We start from the raw sequence: 20,020 nt of genomic DNA, 5'->3' as shown, positions 1-20,020 counted from the left end.
GGCAGGTTGCCACCCCTTGATAGTTCACCGCTTTTGCTGCCAGAGGCTCTGCTTCAGGCGGTAAACCATCGGCATGCCCAGCAGGGCGTGACCTGAGTGAACCTGACCAAGGGTTAATAATGACAAAGCCAAAACTCAGCCTTGCGTGGCAAATTCTCATCGGGCTCGTGCTGGGCATTGCCCTCGGCGCGGCGCTTAATCACTTCAGTGCCGAAAAAGCCTGGTGGATCAGTAATGTCCTCCAGCCGGCAGGCGATATCTTTATCCGCCTGATCAAGATGATCGTTATCCCGATCGTGATCTCGTCACTGATCGTAGGCATCGCCGGGGTAGGTGATGCGAAAAAACTGGGGCGCATCGGCCTCAAGACCATCATTTACTTCGAAGTGGTTACGACCATTGCCATCCTGGTGGGGCTGGTGCTGGCCAACCTTGTGCATCCGGGCAGTGGCATCGATATGAGCACACTGGGTACGGTAGATATTTCGCAGTACCAGAAAACCACGGCCGAAGTGCAGCATGACCATGCGCTGGTGGCGACGCTGTTGAACCTGATCCCCTCCAACATCTTCGCTGCGGTAGTGCGAGGCGAGATGCTGCCGATCATTTTCTTCTCGGTCATGTTCGGCCTTGGCCTTTCCAGCCTGGCGCCAGAAACGCGCGAACCACTGGTGCGCACGTTCCAGGGCATCTCGGAGACGATGTTCCGGGTAACCCACATGATCATGAACTACGCACCCATTGGCGTGTTTGCCCTGATCGCGGTAACCGTGGCCAACTTCGGCTTTGCCTCGCTGCTGCCGTTGGCCAAGCTGGTGGTGCTCGTTTATGCCGCCATTCTGTTCTTCGCGCTGGGCGTGCTCGGGCTGATAGCCCGGCTGTTCGGCTTCTCGGTGTTCAAGCTGATCCGCATCTTCAAGGATGAGCTGATCCTGGCTTACTCCACGGCCAGCTCGGAGACCGTCTTGCCTCGGGTAATCGAGAAGATGGAGGCCTACGGCGCGCCTAAGGCCATCAGCAGCTTCGTGGTGCCAACCGGTTATTCGTTCAACCTTGATGGGTCCACGCTGTACCAAAGCATCGCCGCGCTGTTCATTGCCCAGCTGTACGGCATCGACATGTCCATCGGCCAGCAGATCCTGCTGGTACTCACCCTGATGGTGACGTCCAAGGGCATCGCCGGGGTACCGGGTGTTTCGTTCGTGGTGCTGCTCGCCACCCTGGGCAGCGTGGGCATCCCGTTGGAAGGCCTGGCCTTCATCGCAGGCGTGGACCGCATCATGGACATGGCACGCACCGCCCTGAACGTGATCGGCAATGCACTTGCTGTTCTGGTGATCGCACGCTGGGAAGGCATGTACGACGACGCCAAGGGTGCTCGCTACTGGAACAGCCTGCCGCACTGGCGCAGCGGCGAGCGCTCGGCGCAAACGTCTACCTCGCGCTGATCACTGTTGCGTGGCCGGGCGCCCTGCCCGGCCATAGCCTGCTCCCACCGGCCCGACTATCATGCCGGCATCGATCAGTGGGGGTTCACCATGCTCAACGGCCTTTGGCTCGGCTTTTTCATAGTGGCGGCAGTGTCGGCAATGGCCCAATGGCTGCTTGCCGGCAACAGCGGAATCTTCGCCGCCATGGTCGAAGCCATTTTCAATATGGCCAAATTGTCCGTCGACGTGATGGTGCTGCTGTTCGGCACCCTCACCCTTTGGCTGGGATTTCTGAAGATCGCCGAAAAGGCCGGCATCGTGGACTGGTTCGCTCGCTTGCTCGGGCCGTTGTTCGCCCGGTTGATGCCCGAAGTGCCACGGGGGCACCCTGCGCTGGGCCTGATCACCATGAACTTCGCGGCCAATGCCTTGGGGCTGGACAACGCCGCCACGCCTATCGGGCTCAAGGCCATGCGTTCGCTGCAGGAGCTGAACCCGCGCCCTGAAACCGCCAGCAACGCGCAGATCCTCTTTCTGGTCCTTAATGCCTCGTCGCTCACCCTGCTGCCGGTCACCATCTTCATGTACCGAGCTCAACAGGGCGCGCCGGATCCCACCATGGTATTTCTGCCTATTCTTCTGGCCACCAGCGGTTCTACTCTCGTGGGCTTGCTATCAGTGGCTTTCATGCAGCGCCTGCGGCTGTGGGAGCCGGTGGTGCTGGCTTACCTGCTGCCTGGCGCTTTGCTGTTGGGTGGCTTCATGGCGTTTCTTGCCGGCTTGTCTGCCACGGCGGTAGCCAGCCTTTCCTCCCTGCTCGGCAACCTCACGCTGTTCGGGTTGATCCTTGGTTTTCTGGTGATCGGCGGGCTTCGCCGGGTACCGGTGTATGAAGCCTTCGTGGAGGGCGCCAAGGAAGGCTTCGACGTTGCCAAGGGCCTGCTGCCTTACCTCGTGGCCATGCTGTGCGCGGTAGGCGTGCTGCGTGCCTCGGGTGCCCTTGACCTGGCGCTGGAGGGTATCCGCCATGGCGTGCAGTGGCTCGGCCTGGATACACGGTTTGTCGATGCGCTGCCCACGGCACTGGTCAAGCCGTTTTCCGGCAGCGCCGCCCGCGCCATGTTGATCGAAACCATGCAGAGCAAGGGGGTGGACAGTTTTCCCGCGTTAGTGGCGGCCACTGTACAAGGCAGCACCGAAACGACCTTCTATGTGCTGGCCGTGTACTTCGGCGCCGTGGGTATCCAGCGCGCCCGCCACGCGGTCGGCTGCGCGTTGCTGGCCGAACTCGCGGGCGTCATCAGCGCGATTGCGGTGTGCTACTGGTTCTTTGCCTGAGCCGATGCATTGCCGGTCGGCGCTGCGTCATCGGCAACCGTGAACCGCAGGGCGCCGATGATCTGACCGTCTTCGGTCTCTACCCGTACTTTCCACTGGCCTGTTGGGTTACCCGGGAAGTTCTGCTTGCGCGTCCAGGCGCGGTAACCCTCTTTACGGCCGCCATGGATGTCCAGGGCGATGCGGTCGACTTCCTTGCCGTTGAACTCCCACACATGAAAAATGCGCTCCGCCAGCCCCCGCGGGGCATTGATTGCCGTGTAGGCATATACCCCACTGCGTGCCTGGTTGACAGTCAACTGGCCAAGGCCATCACCCGGGGTGCGGGTCTGGTCATCCAGGCTGAGGGTAATGGCGTCTTCGGTCATCCACAGGGTAGCTGGCGGCACCCAGGTACGTAACAGCCAGCCCGCTCCGCCGATCGCCAGTGTCATTGCCACCAGGCCGAGCGCCCTGCGCCAGTGGTTGAACGGAAAACTGCTGGCCAGGCTGGGGAAGGACAGCAGCATGGCCACTACCAGCGCGATCTTGAAGGTTTCTGCTGTGGTGAGGTGAAGGATGATCGGCATCGCCGTAAGCAGCGCCGCGAAAAGGGTAAAGGTGTGCAGCGCCAGGAACAGCCAGCGGCGGGGTGCTACCCAACGGTAGTACAGCGGATCGGTGATGGACACCAGGCCGGCCAGGGTCAGTAGCCCGGTGAACACCAGTTGGCCGCTATTCCAGGTGGTGGTGACGTAAAAGAACGGCAGCACGAAGAACAGGCTTTCCTGGTGGATCATCTGCGTGGCATAGCGCAGCAGCGGCTGGGGGATTTCCCGCTTGAAGTAGCGGCTGAACAGCCGATTGAAGGTGTTTTCGAACATCAGCCATACCCAGCTTACCAACAGCAGGATGGCGATGGGCGTGGCCAGAGTGGCCTGGCGGTCTACCAGAACGAAGCTTCCAAGCCCGGAGCAGAAGCCAAAGGCGGCGACAATGCCCGGGTAGCGTTTGATCAGCTCGATGATTTTCAGAACAAAAGGTGGCAATGACTTCATGACGGCAACATAGGCGGAACGAAAGCCAAGGATACCGGCTTGGCGAGGTGGCCGCTCACTTGCCCGCCGAGCGTCGTCGATGGCGCGCGATGGCGATACACAGGGCCAGCCCTGCCAAAGCCGCTAACACGGACGTGACCGTGATCAGGGTGGCGAGGTCGTCATAGCCGATCAGCGATTTTTCGACGCGTATATAACCTGGGTCGGCAAAAAGGCGCCTGACCGCCTCGTTCGCCTGCGCCAACGTTACCGAGCGCAAGGCGGCTGCGGGATCGGCAAAGCGGCCGTCTTCATAGTCGCTCAGCGCGCCCCAGTAATAGTCCGCCAGCCCGCTGTCGCCCTGGATAGCCCAAGCCAGGCGATCGATTGCCCCTGCTTTCAGGCGCTCGAAAGTAGGCCCATCCAAGCCTTTGTCCTTGAGTTGGCGCGTCAGCGCCTGCACTGCCTCACGCGCTTTCTCGATATCGTCCCGGTCCAGGTCGGCATTCAGGCTCATCAGCGTGCTGTCACCGAAGGGCTCGTTCAGGCTGCCCGGCCCATAGGAAAGGCCCTCTTCCAGCCGTAGTTTCTTGTACAGCGCCCAGTCCAGATAGCTTTGCAACAAGTCCCATACCCCAGGCGGCAAATCCTCCACATCGGGCTCGGGGAAGTACCAGTGAAGCTTGGCCGTATCGCCGAGCCAGCCTTGGATCAGCGTGCGCTCTCGTTGGGCGGGCCGCTGCTCCAGCGTAAGTGGCGGATGGTCGCTGGGCTTGACCGAGGCGAGCTCGCCATAAGACCGCTCCAGATAGGCGGGAAGCAATTTGTCCAGCTCGCCCACAACGATCAAGGTCATGTTGTTGGGCGCATACCATTGCTGGCGTACCTGTTTCACCTGGGCGAGGGTAAGCCCGGCCGCAGAAGCGCGGTCGGCACAGCGCAAGCCCATCTCGATCGCCAGCTGGTTACTGGCGTCCTTGCCAAGGTCCTGGTGATCCAGCCAGCGCTGCAAGTGCGAGTAATGGCCACCGTCTTCGCGTTCTACGATGCGCCTGGCGGTATCAAGGCGGGCCTCGGTCAGCTCGGTACGCGTGATGGCCTGCAGCAACAAGTCCAGCACCTTGCGCTGGTTGCGTGCGGGGGCTTCGATCACAAAGGTGGTGTCGGCTTCACTGGTAAAGGCGTTCCACTCCCCGCCCAGCGCTTGCATACGCTCTTCCAGGCCACCTTCGCCGCTGTCGTCCAAGCCGCTGAACAGCAGGTGCTCAAGCAAGTGGGGCAATTCCTGGCTGGCGCAGTTGAAGTCGCTGAACCCCACCCCTACCACCAGGCGAATGGCAACATGACCGCGGTCGGTGCCTGGCTTGAGCAATACCTGGAGGCCGTTTGGCAGGAGGTACCCTTGCACCTGCAGCCGGTCCAGCGCGGCACTGGGTAACGACAGCAACAGCAGGCAGGCGAACAACATGCAACGCATCTACGGGCTTCCTTGCACTAACCGAAAGGGCCGCGGCCGGCCCTTTTAACTGACTGCAACGTGCCCGCGACGTTCAAGAGAGCTGGGTTGTCGCGTCATCGCCCGCCAACAGCGAGCCGGTGTCACCGGTACCCAGCACCGCGTACGCACTGCCACAGAACAGCGAATTGAGCCGCTTCATATCCGCGATCAGCTCAAGGTGAAGCGAGCTGGTCTCGATACTTTGCACCACCTTGTGTTGCAGCCGGCTGACATGTGCGTGGGTAAGGCGCCGCTCTTGAGCGCGGAAGCGCCTCTTTTCACGTAGCAGCTGGCGAGCACTTTCTTCATCACGGCTTAAAAATACGTTCAGGCCCAGGCGCAGGTTGCTCAGCAGTTGGCCATGGAGCGTGGTGAGCTCTTCCAGGCCGATTTCAGAAAACGACCGGCGCTCGGAGGTTTTTTGTTGCTGTACCTTGCGCAGCATGCGCTCGATCAGGTCGCTGGCCAGGTTCAGGTTTACCGACAGCTCGATGATCTCGGCCCAACGGTGCCGGTCCTGATCGCTGAGTTCATCCAAAGGCATTTGCGCCAGATACAGCTTGATGGCGCTGGATAACGCCTCGGCATCATCGCCCAGGCTTCGCACTTCGGCGGTGACCGCCGTTTGAACGCCGCGCAAGGCGTTGAGCACCGCTCCGAGCATGCTTTCGACGATATCTCCGATACGCAGTGTTTCACGCACGGCGTTGGCCAGCCCCAGGCTTGGGGTGCTCAAAGCGGTAGCGTCGAGGTGGCGAGGCACCGCGCGGCCACCGGTATCGGGGCGCTCGGGCAATAACGCCGCGCACAGCCGGCCCATGGGCCCAGCGGTGGGCAGCAGTACCAGGCAGCGCAGGCTGTTATAGAGCACGTGGAAGCCGATCACCATGGATTGTGGGTCGAAGCCCAGGGTGTCCATCCAGTGAACCACCGGGTCCAGCACCGGAATGATCGCTACCAGGCCGATAAGCTTGTACAGCAGGCTGCCCAGTGCCACTTGGCGCCCGGGGGTGTTCTGCATATTGGTGGACATGAACGCCAGCAACCCACTGCCGATGTTCGCGCCAATCACCAGGCCTACAGCGACCGGCAAGCTGATCACGCCGGTTTCAGCCAGCGTGGCGGTGAGCAGCACGGCGGCCAGGCTTGAGTACGACACCATCGCGAAGAGCGCACCCACCAATGCGTCCAGCAGGATATCGCCGGTCAATGAGCCGAACAGTACCTGCACCCCTTTTGCCTGGGTGATGGGCGCGGCCGCTTCGACGATCAGCTGTAGCGCCAGGATGATCAGCCCCAGCCCAATGCTTACGCGGCCCAGCTGCCCGAGGCGGGTTTGCTTGCGTGAAAGGAAAAAGACAACGCCGAGGAAAATCAGCAGCGGGGACAGCCATGACAGATCGAAGGTGAGCACCCGAGACATGACCGCGGTACCCACATCTGCGCCCAGCATGATTGCCAGGGCCGGGGTAAGGCCCATCAAGCCTTGGCCTACGAAGGAGGTGGTGAGCATGGCGGTGGCGTTACTGCTCTGAACCACAGCGGTAACGAGAATGCCCGCCAGGAACGCCAGTGGCCGGTTGGCCATGTTCTGCCCCAGCAACCTGCGCAGCGCGGTACCGTACACACGAAGGATGCCGGTGCGAACGATGTGGGTACCCCACACCAGCAGCGCCACGGCGGAAAGAAGATCCAGCAGGGTGAGCATGCGAAACGGCCTCCCTGATTAAGCCCCCACGGGGCGAACATCCAGAACCGCTGAGGCCTGCACCTGTGGCCAGCAGGGCACAGGCCTTGTTGAAACAAAACCGTAACATACGAGCGGGCCTTGTTGCAGCCCGCACGTGCCTCAGGCTTGTGTGTTGCGCTTCTTCGCTGCGCTGGTGCGCATTTTGATGTTGATGGCTTCCACTGCCAGCGAGAACGCCATGGCAAAGTAAACGTAGCCCTTGGGCACATGAACGTCGAATGCTTCGCCGATCAATACGGTACCTACCACCAGCAGGAAGGACAGCGCGAGCATCTTCAGCGACGGGTGCTGGTCGATGAAGCGACTGATGGTGCCCGAAGCAAGCATCATCACCAGTACCGCCACAATGATCGCCGCGATCATCACCGGTACATGCGACACCATCCCTACAGCGGTAATGACCGAGTCCAGGGAAAATACGATGTCGATGATTGCGATCTGGATGATGGTGTAAAGGAAGTTACCCCCTTTGCCAGAAGGCTCATCACCACTCTCTTCTTCGCCTTCCATGCCGTGGTAGATCTCCTGCGCGCTCTTCCACAACAGGAACAGCCCACCGAAGAACAGGATCAGGTCCCGGCCGGAAATGCCCTGTTCGAATACCACGAACAGGTCAGCGGTGAGGCGCATCACCCAGGTGATCGACAGCAACAGCAGGATGCGCGTGACCATGGCCAGGGCCAGGCCGAACAGCCGGGTGCGGGCCTGCATGGCTTTGGGCATGCGGCTTACCAGGATCGAGATCATGATGATGTTGTCGATGCCCAGTACAATTTCCAACGCGGTCAGGGTGAAAAAGGCGACCCAGAGTTCCGGGCTGGTCAACCATTCCATTATTGATTCCTTTGGTAGAGACAACGGCGCTTGCTAGCGCTGAATATACGGTAGTGGATTAGAGCCCGCCTGCCAGGGGAAAGATCCCCATCAGCAAGGCGGCGCACATTATGCACAGGCAAACCAGTACTGCCCATTTAAGGGTGAAGCGTTGATGGTCGCCGAACTCGATGCCTGCCAGCGCTACCAGCAGGTAAGTGGAAGGGACCAACGGGCTGAGCAGGTGCACGGGTTGGCCAACGATCGAGGCGCGGGCCATTTCAACGGGTGTGATGCCGTAGTGCGAAGCGGCTTCGGCCAGCACCGGCAGCACGCCGTAATAGAACGCATCGTTGGACATGAAGAAGGTGAACGGCATGCTCACCAGCGCTGTGATAACAGCCAGGTACGGCCCCAACGCTTCCGGAATCACGCCCAGCAGGCTCTTGGACATGGCGTCTACCATGCCCGTACCCGACAGAATGCCAGTGAAGATACCCGCCGCGAAGATCAGCCCCACCACCGCGAGCACGCTGCCAGCGTGGGCGGCAACGCGGTCTTTCTGGGCCTGCAAGCAGGGATAGTTCACGATCATGGCGATACTGAACGCGATCATGAACAGCACAGGCAACGGCAATACGCCGTTGATCAGGGCTACCATCAGCCCGGCGGTAAGCAGGCCATTGAACCAGATCAGCTTCGGCCGGCGTGCGTCCGGGAACTGAGATACCGTGATATCGCAGGAGGGCGCTTCATCACCCGGAAGGTGCAGCTCACCCAGGCGCGCCCTTTCACGTTTGCCGTACATCCAGGCGATGGCCAGGATGCCCAGTACGCCCGCGACCATGGCGGGCACCATCGGTACGAAGATATCGGAAGGGTCTACATGCAGCGCGCTGGCGGCACGGGCCGTTGGGCCACCCCAAGGCGTCATGTTCATAACGCCACCGGCGAGAATGATCAGCCCGGCCATGATCCGCGGGCTCATGCCCAGGCGGCTGTACAAAGGCAGCATTGCCGCGCAGCAGATCATGTACGTGGTGGCGCCGTCGCCATCGAGCGATACCACCAAGGCGAGCACGGCGGTACCGACGGAGACCTTCAGCGGGTCACCCTTTACCAGCTTGAGGATCTTGCGCACGGCCGGGTCGAACAGCCCGGAGTCGATCATCAAGGCGAAGTACAGGATGGCGAACATCAGCATTACGCCCGTGGGCGCCAGCTTGCTGATGCCTTCGAGCATCATGGGGCCGATCTTGGCGGCGAAACCGCCGAACAGCGCGAACAGGATAGGAATGATGATCAGGGCGATCAGGGCGGACAGTCGTTTGGTCATGATCAGGAACATGAACGTCACGACCATGGCGAAGCCAAGGAAGGTCAGCATGGCGAATCTCTTGTTGTTGTCTTCGTTATGGTCCGGGCACGGCACCGGTTGCCGCCGATCCTAAGCACTGTGGCTTTCGCCTGCCTTTCAGTGCAGCAAGGTAGTTACGGCAGAATCAACCCGCCGCTGGCCTTGTGCAGGTCGCGCAGGTGCTGGCCGATGGCTTTGAGATTGGACTCGCTGGCAGCGATGGCTGCGGCGCGCTCTGGCGTTAACAAGGCACGGACTTCCTTGTCGAGGTCGACGCTCAGCTGTTGCAGCTGTCGTTGGCGCTCACCCGATGCCTGCTCCAGGCGCTTCCACTCGCTTTCCTGAGGCAGCCCGTAGCCTTCTGCGCCGAGCAGCTCGGCGGGGCGGCTGAGGAACCCGCTGTTGGCGAGGATGGCCTGTAGGGTTTCGTTGGCATTGCCCACGCTCTGGTCGCCGGCGTCCCGAGCGCCCAGGTAACGCTGCTTCACTTCCTCCTGAGCCAGCAGCAGTTGCCGCCGATAGCCGGCCTGCTCCAGCAACAGCAGCGCGGCGCTGGTGCGCAAGTCGGCCTTGGTGAACCACGCCTGCCGTGCGGCCGCAGGTTGCTCCAGCCACTCCTCCACCGTGTTCTGGGGGATAGGCAGCTGCTGCTTCAGAATCGTGAACATCGCCTGATAGCGGTCCCGGAAGGAGTCGAACAGGTACCCGCGGCGCAGGGCTTCACGCTTGTCCTTGAGTACATTCCCGTCAGCGAGCCCCCGCGCTTCCAGTACGCTCAGCAAGCCATTGGGCACGATACTGTCCATGCTCTGCAGGGCCGGGTTCCGGGTCCCGGCACGCAGCAGTTTGAGTGTTTCCACAGCGCAGTTGTTGGAGAGGAAGTAATAGTTACCGTCGTAGCTCCAGTGCATCTCGGCCGCATGGCGCACCAGGGACTGGATCTCCAGGCGGCTGAGCTTGAGCGGTACCGAAGCCAGGCTACGCAGCTCGGTCTTGGTGTATTCATCAATCACCTGAGACAGCGGCAGTACGAACAGCCGAGACGGATACGCACCGTTGAGCCCGCCCCAGGTGGACAGTTGCACATCGTTGACGAAGGCGCGGAACGACAGCACCAGGCTGTATTCAAGGTCCAGCCTGCAATCCGGCCCGCGCGGCCTGCCCGGGGCGCAGATGACCAGCCGAAGCATGCTGTGGCCCCAGCGGCTTACCCAGTTCTGATTGGCCTCTGCCAACAGATAATCGACTTCATAGACCCGCTCGGGGTCGATGAGGCCAAGCGGCTGGCGGGCAAAATCACTGCCTGCGTTGAGGAATGGCAACGCGGTGGGACAGTTGGCCTGGCTGGCCGGTGCCCAGCCAAAGTGGCCTTTAAGGTAGGCATATAGCTCAGGCCGGCGGCAGGCATAGGCTGGGTCTAACAGGAAGTATTCCATGTTGACCGCGATAAATTCCTTGGGGCTGCTGGTTTCGTACAGGTCCGGGCTTCGTGCGATCTGCCGGTTAGCCTGCTCACGCTCGCCGCGGCGGCCCACGGCCTGGGGCCATCCTGCCAAGTCCAGCAAGCGCGGGTCGTCGCTCAAGGTGAACCGTCGCTCCGTTTGCCCTCTGCACGCTTGCGCCAGGCCCACTTCGCCCAGTGCCGCCTGCTGTTGGCGGCAGCGCGTAATAAGGGCTCGTTCGCTGGCTGGCCATAACCGCGCCCGGTCATAGAGGTGGGTGAGCTCGTGCAGAACCGTCGCCAGCATCTCTGCCCGCACAGTGCCATGAGGGCGGCCGGTTTTCTCGATGGCGGCCGAACCGTCAACCAGGCCAGGTAACAACCGGCGATTGAGTTCCAGCGTAGACACCAACCCTGCCTGCCCGTAGGCATCCTCGGGCATATGGGTTGTCCACCTCACGTGAACAGTGCGGTCCAGCGCAGCAATAAACGCGGGAGGCAGTGCGGCTGTGGCCTCGTCGAGCAGTGCTTGGGTGGCACTGTGCTCGGCAGCTGTAAGGCCGGGATCGTTTATCAGCAGCTCCAGCGCCGCACTCGCGGTAGCGCTGAAAAACAGGAGGCCGCCGGCAAGCAGCCAGGCGGCCAAGGCTTTCACAGGGCGAGAATGGCTTCAGCCAGTGCCTGGTCGCTCGCGCCTTGTGCTTCAGGCAAGTGGGCACGCAGGGTGGCCAATGCGGATTCCAGCTGGGCGCTTCGGATATCACCTTGGCTGGCAACGTAGCTCGCCGCGTCATCCTTGGCCTGCAGCACCACTTTGGAATCACGGATGGACGTGGTGGTGTCCGAGGTGAAGTCGATCGAGCGGCCGAAGGCGCGAACGATGATATTGCTGGTTTGCACGAGTGTGTGGGCTTGCGCCGCATCAGCCAGGGCCAGCAGGCCCAAGGTTGCGACGATCAATGTGGTGCGCATGGTATCTCCGGAAAAACGGGGGGTGTAAAAGTGCCTATTGGACGAGAATCGCCTGCGCCAGTTCAAGGTCGCTGGCGTTGTGGTCCGATGCGTCGCGCCGCAGGGCCTGCAAGGCTGCCTCGAGCCGTACGCCGCGGTCCCTGCCTTTGGTGGCCACGAACACAGCGGCATCATCGCGCGCATCGGCGATGATCTTTTTGTCGAACGGTGCCGTGGTGACCTGGCTAGTCACATAGCCGCTGATGATGACGCCTTGCGTGGTGGTATCGAAAGCCTGGGCAGTGCCAGTGCACAGCAGCCAGGTAAATAGCAGGAACAGGTAGCGCATGGTTTTTTAGGGCATTTTCAACGAAGCGGCAAGGCTAGCGCATGCGCATCGGCGGAGCTAGGCCCTGGCCGGTCCGCAGCGCTCGCCTTGCGCAAGTTTCATCCGCTCAGCTGGCAACAATGGCCTTGGCCAGTTCGATATCGCTGGCCTGCAGCCCAGGCATCTGCCCGCGAATCCAACCCAGGGCGCTTTCGAGGCGAACCCCTCGGATTTGCCCCTGCGTGGCAACAAAGCTGGCTGCATCGTCTTTCGCCTGCTGCACAATCTTGTTGTCCCGTAGAGACGAAGAAACGTCCGACGTAGCATTGGTGCTTGCATCGACCGCACGTACTACGGCGTCAGTGGTGACCACGAAGCTGGAAGCTTGCGCCCCGCTCGCGATTCCGAGAACGAGCGCGCCGGCGAGCGCCAGACCTTGTTTAGCGTTAAGCATGATGACTCTCCCTGCGTGGCCCAGCGGAGCGCTGGCCTGCGACCGAGGTATTAGAACCGCGAAGTGAGAAAGATTCCATCGTGGCGTTTATTCGGGGCAGATACAGTTAAAGGATTTCCGGATTCAAGGTAAAACTGTATTCGAGCGTGATAGATACAAAAAAAACCCGCTACGGAAGCCGTAGCGGGTTTTTGATGTCACCCGGAGGTGCGCTTAGCGCCAGAAAGGCTTGCTCAGCTCTTCGTAACGCTGGGATTCGCTGATACCGGCGTCGGCAAGCAGTCGAGCATCCAGGCGAGCCAGTTGATGGCGGCTGGCCAAGCGGCGCTGCCACAGGCTCAGGCTAGCGAGAATACGCAGCGGCAACGAGGCCTGGTTGCGGGTGGTAGTTTCAGTGAATTGCAGGTCGGAACTCAGGGTACGTTCCATGGTGGTCATCCTTCCGCTTGTGGCGGGATTCAAGTGGTGATCTGAAGATGAGCAAATGATGCGCCTCAACCACCCGAAATCATATGCACAGTTCACTAATAAGAGTGGCATTCAGTTATCTGTTTTACGCCACTGTACTACCCTAACCGGTGCATTCTGTACTGGTGCGCACCGTGTTGGAGCACTCGACTGCATGAAATGCGCTAGACGGCTAAATTTGCCTGGATTTTGAGCGGTACAGCAGAACAGTTTTTGCCAGCTTCCCTGATTAACACCTTGCTGGCACCAAACTGTTTTGCTCCACAGACCGCTCCGTATTCCTATTCAGCGAGCATTCGGCCGGTTGTTTCGGCATTGATGTGCCAGCTGAGGGCCTGCGCCAGGTTGTGAGGTGTGTGCCCGCCTTTCGTGCAGGCGGTTTCGAAGTACTCCCGCAGCGCGTTTTTGAAAGCTGGGTGCACACAGTTCTCGATAATCGCCTCGGCGCGTTCCCGTGGAGCAAGGCCGCGCAGGTCTGCCAGGCCCTGTTCAGTCACCAGGATGTCGACATCATGCTCGGTATGGTCCACGTGACTGGCCATCGGAACAACGCTTGAAATGGCGCCGCCCTTCGCGATGGACTTGGTAACGAATATGGCCAAGTGTGCATTGCGCGCGAAATCGCCTGAACCCCCAATCCCGTTCATCATCCGGGTGCCTGCAACGTGGGTAGAGTTCACATTGCCGTAGATGTCGAATTCCAGCGCTGTGTTGATACCAATGATGCCGAGGCGACGAATGACTTCCGGGTGGTTGGAAATTTCCTGAGGTCGCAGTACCAGCCGGTCTTTGTACCGCTCCAGGTCTGAGAACACTTGCTCATGGCGGCGCGCGGACAGTGTGATGGAGCTACCGGAGGCGAAGCTCAGTTTGCCGGCGTCGAACAGGTCAAAGGTTGAGTCCTGAAGCACTTCCGAATACATCGTGAGGTCGTGGAACGGAGAATCCAGCAAACCATGCATCACCGCATTGGCGATTGTGCCGATTCCGGCCTGCAACGGCATGAGCCGTGGCGTGAGCCGCCCAAGCGCTACTTCGTTGTTGAAGAATGCCACCAGGTGATCCGCGATGGCTTTGGTGTCCTCGTCTGGCGGAAGCACCGTGGAGTTCGAATCCGGTTGGTTGCTGATGACGATGCCCGCGATCTTTGCCGGGTCAATCGGGATCGCCGTGCTGCCGATCCGGCTATCGCAGGCGACCACCGGGATAGGTGTGCGCGTAGGTCGGTAGGTCGGGATATAAATGTCATGCAACCCTTCCAGAGAGGCTGGCTGGGAAAGGTTGATCTCCACGATCACCTTGTTCGCCAGGATGGCGAAGCTGGCCGAGTTACCCACCGAAGTGCTTGGGACGATGTGGCCCTGCTCCGTGATTGCCACGGCTTCGATCACAGCCAGGTCCACCGGCTTGAGCTGCAGGTTGCGCAGCTGTTCGACGGTTTCAGAAAGGTGCTGGTCGATAAACATGACCTTGCCATCGTTGATAGCCTTGCGCAGCGTGCTGTCGACCTGGAACGGCATGCGCCGTGCCAGCACGCCTGCGTCGGTCAATTGCTTGTCCAGGTCATTACCCAGGCTGGCGCCTGTCATCAAGGTAATCTGCAGCGGATGATGGTGCGCGCGCTCCGCCAGCGCCTGGGGAACGGCCTTGGCTTCACCGGCGCGGGTAAAGCCACTCATGCCCACCGTCATCCCGTCTTCGATCAAGGCGGCGGCTTCGGAAGCGGGCATCACCTTGCTGAGAAGGGAAGGCAGGCGAATGCGATCGGTGTACATGGACATGTCTCTCGAGGGAAATCAGGCGACAAGTCTATTGAACCGCGGCTGTGCCTGACCATCGACCAAGGTCGAAGGAAAGGCTCTGGAGAGGGGTTTTCAGTGTAAAACAGTATTGCGGGGATGGTAACGAACGGGCCCGGCGGTGAAGCCGGGCCTCTGTTATTGAAGGGTTATTCGACCGCTTTGACCATGTCCTCGATGACCTTTTTAGCGTCGCCAAACACCATCATGGTTTTGTCCAGGTAGAACAGCTCGTTATCAAGCCCGGCATAGCCGCTTGCCATGGAGCGTTTGTTTACGATGATGGTACGGGCCTTGAAAGCTTCCAGGATGGGCATGCCTGCAATCGGGGAGTTCGGGTCGTTCTTCGCGGCCGGGTTGACCACATCGTTGGCCCCCAGCACCAGCACAACGTCTGCCTGGCCGAACTCGGAGTTGATGTCGTCCATCTCGAACACCTGGTCATAGGGGACTTCGGCTTCGGCGAGCAGTACGTTCATGTGCCCGGGCATGCGACCGGCAACCGGGTGAATGGCATATTTCACTGTAACCCCGTTGTGGGTCAGCTTCTCGGTCAGCTCCTTGAGGGCGTGCTGCGCGCGGGCCACCGCCAGGCCATAGCCGGGCACGATGATGACAGTGTCGGCGTTGCTCAGCAGGAAGCTGGCGTCATCGGCCGAACCGGATTTCACTGGCCGCGCTTCCTGGCTACCCGTACTGGCGCTCGCCTGAGCGTTACCGCCGAAGCCACCGAGGATCACATTGAAGAAGGACCGGTTCATTGCCTTGCACATGATGTAGGAGAGGATCGCCCCGGACGAGCCTACCAGCGAGCCGGCAATGATCAGCATCGAGTTGTTGAGCGAGAAGCCGATGCCTGCCGCTGCCCAGCCTGAATAGCTGTTGAGCATGGACACCACCACCGGCATGTCGGCCCCGCCGATCGGGATGATGATCAACACACCCATTACGAACGCGAGCACTAGCATTAGTGCAAAGGCGGTGTGGCTGCCACTGAGCATGAACACAAGCCCAAGGCCGACCGTAAGTATGCCAAGCAGGAGGTTGAGCTTGTGTTGGCCGGCGAACTGTACGGGCGCACCTTGGAACAGGCGGAACTTGTATTTGCCCGAGAGCTTGCCGAAAGCTATCACGGAGCCGGAGAAGGTAATGGCCCCGATGGCCGCGCCGAGGAACAGCTCAAGACGGTTGCCCGCAGGGATAGGGTCGCCCAGCTGCGCGACGATGCCCAACGACTGTGGCTCTACTACGGCCGCAATGGCAATGAACACCGCCGCCAGGCCGATCATGCTGTGCATGAAGGCTACCAGCTCCGGCATCTTGGTCATTTCTACCCGGCGCGCCATGATCGACCCCGCCGTGCCGCCAATCAGCAGCCCAAGCAGTACGTAGCCAATCCCTACCCCCGCCAGCTCCGAGCCCAGCTTGAAGATCAGTACCACAGTGGTCAGCACAGCCAGTGCCATGCCCGCCATCCCGTACAGGTTACCGCGGCGGGAGGTGGTCGGATGTGAAAGCCCCTTGAGTGCCTGGATAAAGCAGATGGAGGCCACCAGATAAAGAAGGGTAATCAGGTTCATGCTCATTGCGCGTCGGCTCCGGGCTTGGCTTTTTTCTTGAACATTTCCAGCATGCGACGGGTAACGAGGAAGCCACCAAACACATTCACTGCGGCCAACGCCACGGCCGCCGTGCCCATGAACTTGCCGAGCGGGGTTACGGTCAGCGCAGCAGCCAGCATCGCGCCTACGATCACGATGGCGGAGATGGCATTGGTGACCGCCATCAGCGGGGTGTGCAAAGCGGGTGTAACGTTCCACACCACGTGGTAGCCCACATAAATGGCGAGCACGAAGATGATCAGGTTGTAGATGCCGTGAGAGATCAGCATGTCATCCATTGCGATATTCCTTTTCAGGGCTGCTTGCGCAGAAGTTGGCCGTCCCGGCACATCAGGCAGGCCGCGACGATGTCGTCTTCGAGGTTGATGTCCAGTGCCCCGTCCTTGCCCAGAATGAGCTTGAGGAAGTCCAGCACGTTACGCGCGTAGAGCGCGGAGGCGTCCGCAGGCACCTGAGTGGCAAGGTTCGCCGGGCCTACGATAGTCACGCCATGGGCGTTAACCACTTGATCCACGACCGTGAGCGGGCAGTTGCCACCTTGGGAGGCCGCGAGGTCCACCACCACGGCGCCGGGTTTCATCTGCGCGACGGTTTCGGCGCTAAGCAGCGTGGGCGCCTTGCGGCCCGGGATCAGGGCGGTGGTGATGACGATATCCGCCTGCTTCGCCCGCTCATGCACGGCCTGAGCCTGGCGCTGCATCCAACTGGCTGGCATTGGTCGGGCATAACCGCCCACACCTTGGGCGCACTCGCGTTCTTCGTCCGTTTCGTAACGCACATCGATGAATTTCGCGCCCAACGACTCAATCTGTTCCTTCACTGCGGGGCGAACGTCGGACGCTTCGATGACCGCGCCTAGCCGCTTGGCGGTTGCGATGGCCTGCAGCCCCGCTACACCGGCGCCAAGTACCAGTACCCGCGCGGCTTTCACGGTGCCAGCGGCGGTCATCAGCATCGGCATGAACCGCGGATAATGCTGGGTAGCCAACAGCACAGCCTTGTAGCCGGCGATATTGGCCTGGGAAGACAACACGTCCAGGCTCTGGGCGCGGGATGTACGGGGCGCAGCCTCCAGCGCGAAGGCAGTAATCCCCTGCTCCGCCATGCGCGCCAGGCCTTCGGCGTTGAATGGGTTGAGCATGCCTACCACGACCGTACCGGCAGCGAGGGCGGTCAGTTCCTCGGCACTCGGCGCAACGACCTTCAACACCACCTGTGCGCTCAGCACCTGGGATGCGTCCCCGATGCTGGCGCCCGCTGCTTCATAGGCGGCATCCGGGATGCTCGCGGCCACACCTGCGCCGGCTTCGACCACCACGCTGTGGCCCTGGCCGATCAGCTTCTTGATTGTTTCGGGAGTGGCCGCCACGCGGGTTTCCCCCGGGTGGGTTTCTAGTGGAACGCCTATGCGCACGATCTTTCTCCTCGCTGAAACTTTGTTGGAGCTTGCACTTTAAAAGACGCAGGCCGCCCTGCAATAAGCAGCAGACTGAAGTGGTTAAAGGAAATGCCTGGCTGCATTCTGCATAGGCATTCAGCTGCTATCAACTATTAATGCTTTGCAGGTGTATTTGTTCGTTTGCGGGTGTTCCGCAAGTGGCTGTAATCATTGCAATTAAAGCCGCTGGCGGGCTCTTGTTTTCGGGCGCAAAGGCCCGCAGGCCGGGCGGTCTGAGCTAGACCGACTGGTCTCTAAGTGGTGGGTGCGTCAATTGCTTACAACAAAGTTAGTTATAGCAGCTATTCTTTACGCGCATGGATTGGAAGTTATGGCTGATAGTCTTCAAAGGAATAGTTGCGCGCTGCACCGATCAGCCAGTCCCTGAAAGCTTTCAGCGAAGCGGATTCAACTTTCCTTTCCGGAATCATCAGGTGATAAGCACGAGCGTCGGAGAAGGCATGTTGATGTGCTATCACCAGCTCTTTTCTGAGTAATTCCTGCTCAATTAAAAATGGTGGAATCAGCGCAACCCCCATCTGATGGATAGCGGCCTGGGCCAGCATCGAGAACAGCTCATAACGGGGGCCGGTAAGGTCCCGCGCCACTTGCAGCCCTGCGGAGTTGAACCATTGCCGCCATGCATACGGCCTGGTCGTTTGCTGGAGCAGCGGCAGCTCGGCAAGGGCTGCCGGGTCTTGCAAGGTACCCCTGGACAGCAGCGCCGGGCTGCATACGGGAACCGACCGTTCACCCATCAACGAAAAAGCCTGGGCGCCCGGCCATTCACCGTCACCGAAGTAGATTGCGGCATCAAACGGCGTATCGGCGAACAGGAATGGCCGGGTTCTGTTGGTGAGGTTTACCGTCACGTGAGGATGCAGCCGCTGGAAGTCTTTCAGCCGTGGCAATAGCCACCGTGTGCCGAAAGTGGGCACCACTGCCAGTTCGATAGCCACCGCACCCTGCTGGCCCATGACCGACAAGGTGTCCCGCTCGACCGCATCCAGCTGAGCGGCGACCTGCCGGCTATAGGAAAGCCCTGCTTCGGTCAGTTTTACCCCGCGGCGTGAGCGCCGAAACAGCTCCACATTAAGAAAGCCCTCGAGTGCGGCGATCTGGCGGCATACGGCGCCCTGGGTCAGCGATAGCTCCTGCGCTGCCTTGGTGAAGCTCTCGTGGCGGGCTGCGGATTCGAAACTGACAAGGGCTGCAGTGCTAGGGATCTTTCTGCGCATGGCTCATGACCTCGGCTGGCATTTGCGCCTTTGTGCGGCTTTCGGAGTGAGAAATCAACACAACAGGGTGCATAAAGCTCGTTTGAGTACTGCCGTCGCGGCATCTAGGCTTAACGCACTGTTACTTTTTCGAGGACCGCACCATGGCCACAAAAGCGAGCTTTAACTGGATTGACCCGTTGCTGCTGGATCAACAGCTCACAGAAGAAGAGCGCATGGTGCGGGACAGCGCGGCTCAATTCGCGAACACCAGCCTGGCGCCAAGGGTGCTGGAAGCCTTCAGGCACGAGCTGACCGACCCTGCCATCTTCCGCGAGATGGGTGATATCGGGTTGCTTGGCGCAACCATCCCTGAGCAATACGGCGGTAGCGGGCTGAATTACGTGTGCTACGGGTTGATCGCCCGTGAGGTGGAGCGAATTGACTCTGGCTACCGCTCCATGATGAGCGTGCAGTCTTCGCTGGTAATGGTGCCGATCAATGAATTCGGCACCGAAGCCCAGAAGCAGAAGTACCTGCCCAAGCTTGCCAGCGGCCATTCGATCGGTTGCTTCGGTTTGACCGAGCCTAATCATGGCTCGGACCCAGGGGCAATGATCACTCGCGCCAGGAAGGTCGATGGCGGTTATCGCCTGACCGGCAACAAGATGTGGATCACCAACAGCCCGATCGCCGATGTGTTCGTGGTATGGGCCAAGGATGACGAAGGCGATATCCGCGGGTTCATTCTGGAGAAAGGCTGGGATGGCCTTACTGCACCCGCCATTCACGGTAAGGTTGGGCTGCGTGCTTCTATTACCGGCGAAATCGTGATGGACAGCGTATTCGTGCCCGAAGAAAACGCCTTCCCGGATGTGCGAGGGCTTAAAGGCCCCTTCACCTGCCTGAACTCGGCGCGGTACGGGATTTCCTGGGGTGCTCTTGGTGCGGCTGAGTATTGCTGGCATACGGCACGGCAGTACACCCTGGACCGCCAGCAGTTCGGCCGGCCGTTGGCGGCCACCCAACTGGTACAGAAGAAGCTCGCTGACATGCAGACCGAAATCACACTCGCCCTTCAAGGGTGTCTGAGGCTGGGG

General features: G+C 60.4%; 18 protein-coding genes (1 of these 18 running past the window's edge). 3 read left to right on the top strand and 15 right to left on the bottom strand.

The window, feature by feature from the left end:
• The first annotated feature begins 119 nt into the window (after positions 1–119).
• Entirely contained in the window at positions 120–1,448 is a 1,329-nt protein-coding gene (gene gltP, locus LG385_RS20335) for a glutamate/aspartate:proton symporter GltP (RefSeq protein ID WP_225775674.1), read from the top strand.
• Positions 1,449–1,538: 90 nt separating this feature from the next.
• The gene (locus LG385_RS20330) at positions 1,539–2,768 is read left to right on the top strand and encodes a nucleoside recognition domain-containing protein (RefSeq protein ID WP_225775673.1); all 1,230 of its coding nucleotides are present in this window, start codon (positions 1,539–1,541) and stop codon (positions 2,766–2,768) included.
• On the opposite strand, the gene LG385_RS20325 is transcribed toward LG385_RS20330, so the two are convergent.
• From LG385_RS20325 to LG385_RS20255, 15 genes are all read right to left on the bottom strand, one after another.
• A complete protein-coding gene (locus LG385_RS20325) occupies positions 2,750–3,805 on the bottom strand; it encodes a DUF5924 family protein (RefSeq protein WP_225775672.1) in 1,056 nt (351 codons plus the stop codon). The genes LG385_RS20330 and LG385_RS20325 overlap by 19 nt on opposite strands.
• Positions 3,806–3,860: 55 nt before the next feature.
• Positions 3,861–5,261 (bottom strand): M16 family metallopeptidase, encoded by a 1,401-nt coding sequence (locus LG385_RS20320; RefSeq protein WP_225775671.1) that lies wholly within the window; start codon positions 5,259–5,261, stop codon positions 3,861–3,863.
• Positions 5,262–5,334: 73 nt separating this feature from the next.
• Positions 5,335–6,990: a Na/Pi cotransporter family protein gene (locus LG385_RS20315; RefSeq protein WP_225775670.1), complete on the bottom strand. Its 1,656-nt coding sequence runs from the start codon at positions 6,988–6,990 to the stop codon at positions 5,335–5,337.
• Positions 6,991–7,131: 141 nt separating this feature from the next.
• Entirely contained in the window at positions 7,132–7,866 is a 735-nt protein-coding gene (locus LG385_RS20310; RefSeq protein WP_225775669.1) for a TerC family protein, read from the bottom strand.
• A gap of 58 nt (positions 7,867–7,924) precedes the next feature.
• Complete coding sequence (locus LG385_RS20305) at positions 7,925–9,232, bottom strand: CitMHS family transporter (protein ID WP_225775668.1); 1,308 nt, start codon at positions 9,230–9,232, stop codon at positions 7,925–7,927.
• Between the two features lie 104 nt (positions 9,233–9,336).
• Positions 9,337–11,298: a DUF4105 domain-containing protein gene (locus LG385_RS20300; protein ID WP_225775667.1), complete on the bottom strand. Its 1,962-nt coding sequence runs from the start codon at positions 11,296–11,298 to the stop codon at positions 9,337–9,339.
• Positions 11,295–11,615, bottom strand: a complete 321-nt coding sequence (locus LG385_RS20295; protein WP_225775666.1) for a DUF2388 domain-containing protein — start codon at positions 11,613–11,615, stop codon at positions 11,295–11,297. The genes LG385_RS20300 and LG385_RS20295 overlap by 4 nt, the downstream gene beginning before the upstream one ends.
• A 34-nt stretch (positions 11,616–11,649) precedes the next feature.
• Positions 11,650–11,943, bottom strand: a complete 294-nt coding sequence (locus LG385_RS20290) for a DUF2388 domain-containing protein (protein WP_225775665.1) — start codon at positions 11,941–11,943, stop codon at positions 11,650–11,652.
• Between the two features lie 106 nt (positions 11,944–12,049).
• Positions 12,050–12,376 (bottom strand): DUF2388 domain-containing protein, encoded by a 327-nt coding sequence (locus LG385_RS20285; protein WP_181111266.1) that lies wholly within the window; start codon positions 12,374–12,376, stop codon positions 12,050–12,052.
• 213 nt (positions 12,377–12,589) lie between these two features.
• Positions 12,590–12,805 carry a DUF1127 domain-containing protein gene (locus LG385_RS20280; RefSeq protein WP_225775664.1) on the bottom strand — a complete coding sequence of 72 codons (216 nt, stop codon included), beginning with the start codon at positions 12,803–12,805 and terminating at the stop codon, positions 12,590–12,592.
• Between the two features lie 320 nt (positions 12,806–13,125).
• Positions 13,126–14,619, bottom strand: a complete 1,494-nt coding sequence (locus tag LG385_RS20275; RefSeq protein ID WP_225776289.1) for an acetyl-CoA hydrolase/transferase family protein — start codon at positions 14,617–14,619, stop codon at positions 13,126–13,128.
• Positions 14,620–14,792: 173 nt separating this feature from the next.
• A complete protein-coding gene (locus LG385_RS20270; RefSeq protein WP_181111268.1) occupies positions 14,793–16,229 on the bottom strand; it encodes an NAD(P)(+) transhydrogenase (Re/Si-specific) subunit beta in 1,437 nt (478 codons plus the stop codon).
• On the bottom strand, positions 16,226–16,543 hold the full coding sequence (locus LG385_RS20265) for an NAD(P) transhydrogenase subunit alpha (RefSeq protein WP_181111269.1): 318 nt from the start codon (positions 16,541–16,543) through the stop codon (positions 16,226–16,228). The genes LG385_RS20270 and LG385_RS20265 overlap by 4 nt, the downstream gene beginning before the upstream one ends.
• A gap of 14 nt (positions 16,544–16,557) precedes the next feature.
• Positions 16,558–17,679, bottom strand: a complete 1,122-nt coding sequence (locus LG385_RS20260; RefSeq protein WP_225775663.1) for a Re/Si-specific NAD(P)(+) transhydrogenase subunit alpha — start codon at positions 17,677–17,679, stop codon at positions 16,558–16,560.
• 353 nt (positions 17,680–18,032) lie between these two features.
• Complete coding sequence (locus tag LG385_RS20255) at positions 18,033–18,941, bottom strand: LysR family transcriptional regulator (RefSeq protein WP_225775662.1); 909 nt, start codon at positions 18,939–18,941, stop codon at positions 18,033–18,035.
• 143 nt (positions 18,942–19,084) lie between these two features.
• On the opposite strand from LG385_RS20255, the gene LG385_RS20250 reads away from it, so the two are divergent.
• Positions 19,085–20,020, top strand: the 5' portion of a protein-coding gene (locus LG385_RS20250) for an acyl-CoA dehydrogenase (RefSeq protein WP_225775661.1). Its footprint extends 246 nt past the window's final position; the window shows 936 of its 1,182 coding nt (coding positions 1–936); its start codon is at positions 19,085–19,087; its stop codon lies off the right edge, out of view.

This window comes from Pseudomonas sp. Marseille-Q5115 (assembly GCF_916618905.1).
Taxonomy (GTDB): Bacteria; Pseudomonadota; Gammaproteobacteria; order Pseudomonadales; family Pseudomonadaceae; genus Aquipseudomonas; species Aquipseudomonas japonica_A.
This window is presented reverse-complemented; position numbering and strand designations above follow the sequence as displayed.

Coding starts and splice junctions, on each gene's coding strand:
- gltP (WP_225775674.1), top strand. CDS start 120: ATGACAAAGCCAAAACTCAGCCTTGCGTGGCAAATTCTCATCGGGCTC.
- LG385_RS20330 (WP_225775673.1), top strand. CDS start 1,539: ATGCTCAACGGCCTTTGGCTCGGCTTTTTCATAGTGGCGGCAGTGTCG.
- LG385_RS20325 (WP_225775672.1), bottom strand. CDS start 3,805: ATGAAGTCATTGCCACCTTTTGTTCTGAAAATCATCGAGCTGATCAAA.
- LG385_RS20320 (WP_225775671.1), bottom strand. CDS start 5,261: ATGCGTTGCATGTTGTTCGCCTGCCTGCTGTTGCTGTCGTTACCCAGT.
- LG385_RS20315 (WP_225775670.1), bottom strand. CDS start 6,990: ATGCTCACCCTGCTGGATCTTCTTTCCGCCGTGGCGCTGCTGGTGTGG.
- LG385_RS20310 (WP_225775669.1), bottom strand. CDS start 7,866: ATGGAATGGTTGACCAGCCCGGAACTCTGGGTCGCCTTTTTCACCCTG.
- LG385_RS20305 (WP_225775668.1), bottom strand. CDS start 9,232: ATGCTGACCTTCCTTGGCTTCGCCATGGTCGTGACGTTCATGTTCCTG.
- LG385_RS20295 (WP_225775666.1), bottom strand. CDS start 11,615: ATGCGCACCACATTGATCGTCGCAACCTTGGGCCTGCTGGCCCTGGCT.
- LG385_RS20290 (WP_225775665.1), bottom strand. CDS start 11,943: ATGCGCTACCTGTTCCTGCTATTTACCTGGCTGCTGTGCACTGGCACT.
- LG385_RS20285 (WP_181111266.1), bottom strand. CDS start 12,376: ATGCTTAACGCTAAACAAGGTCTGGCGCTCGCCGGCGCGCTCGTTCTC.
- LG385_RS20280 (WP_225775664.1), bottom strand. CDS start 12,805: ATGGAACGTACCCTGAGTTCCGACCTGCAATTCACTGAAACTACCACC.
- LG385_RS20275 (WP_225776289.1), bottom strand. CDS start 14,619: ATGTACACCGATCGCATTCGCCTGCCTTCCCTTCTCAGCAAGGTGATG.
- LG385_RS20270 (WP_181111268.1), bottom strand. CDS start 16,229: ATGAGCATGAACCTGATTACCCTTCTTTATCTGGTGGCCTCCATCTGC.
- LG385_RS20265 (WP_181111269.1), bottom strand. CDS start 16,543: ATGGATGACATGCTGATCTCTCACGGCATCTACAACCTGATCATCTTC.
- LG385_RS20255 (WP_225775662.1), bottom strand. CDS start 18,941: ATGCGCAGAAAGATCCCTAGCACTGCAGCCCTTGTCAGTTTCGAATCC.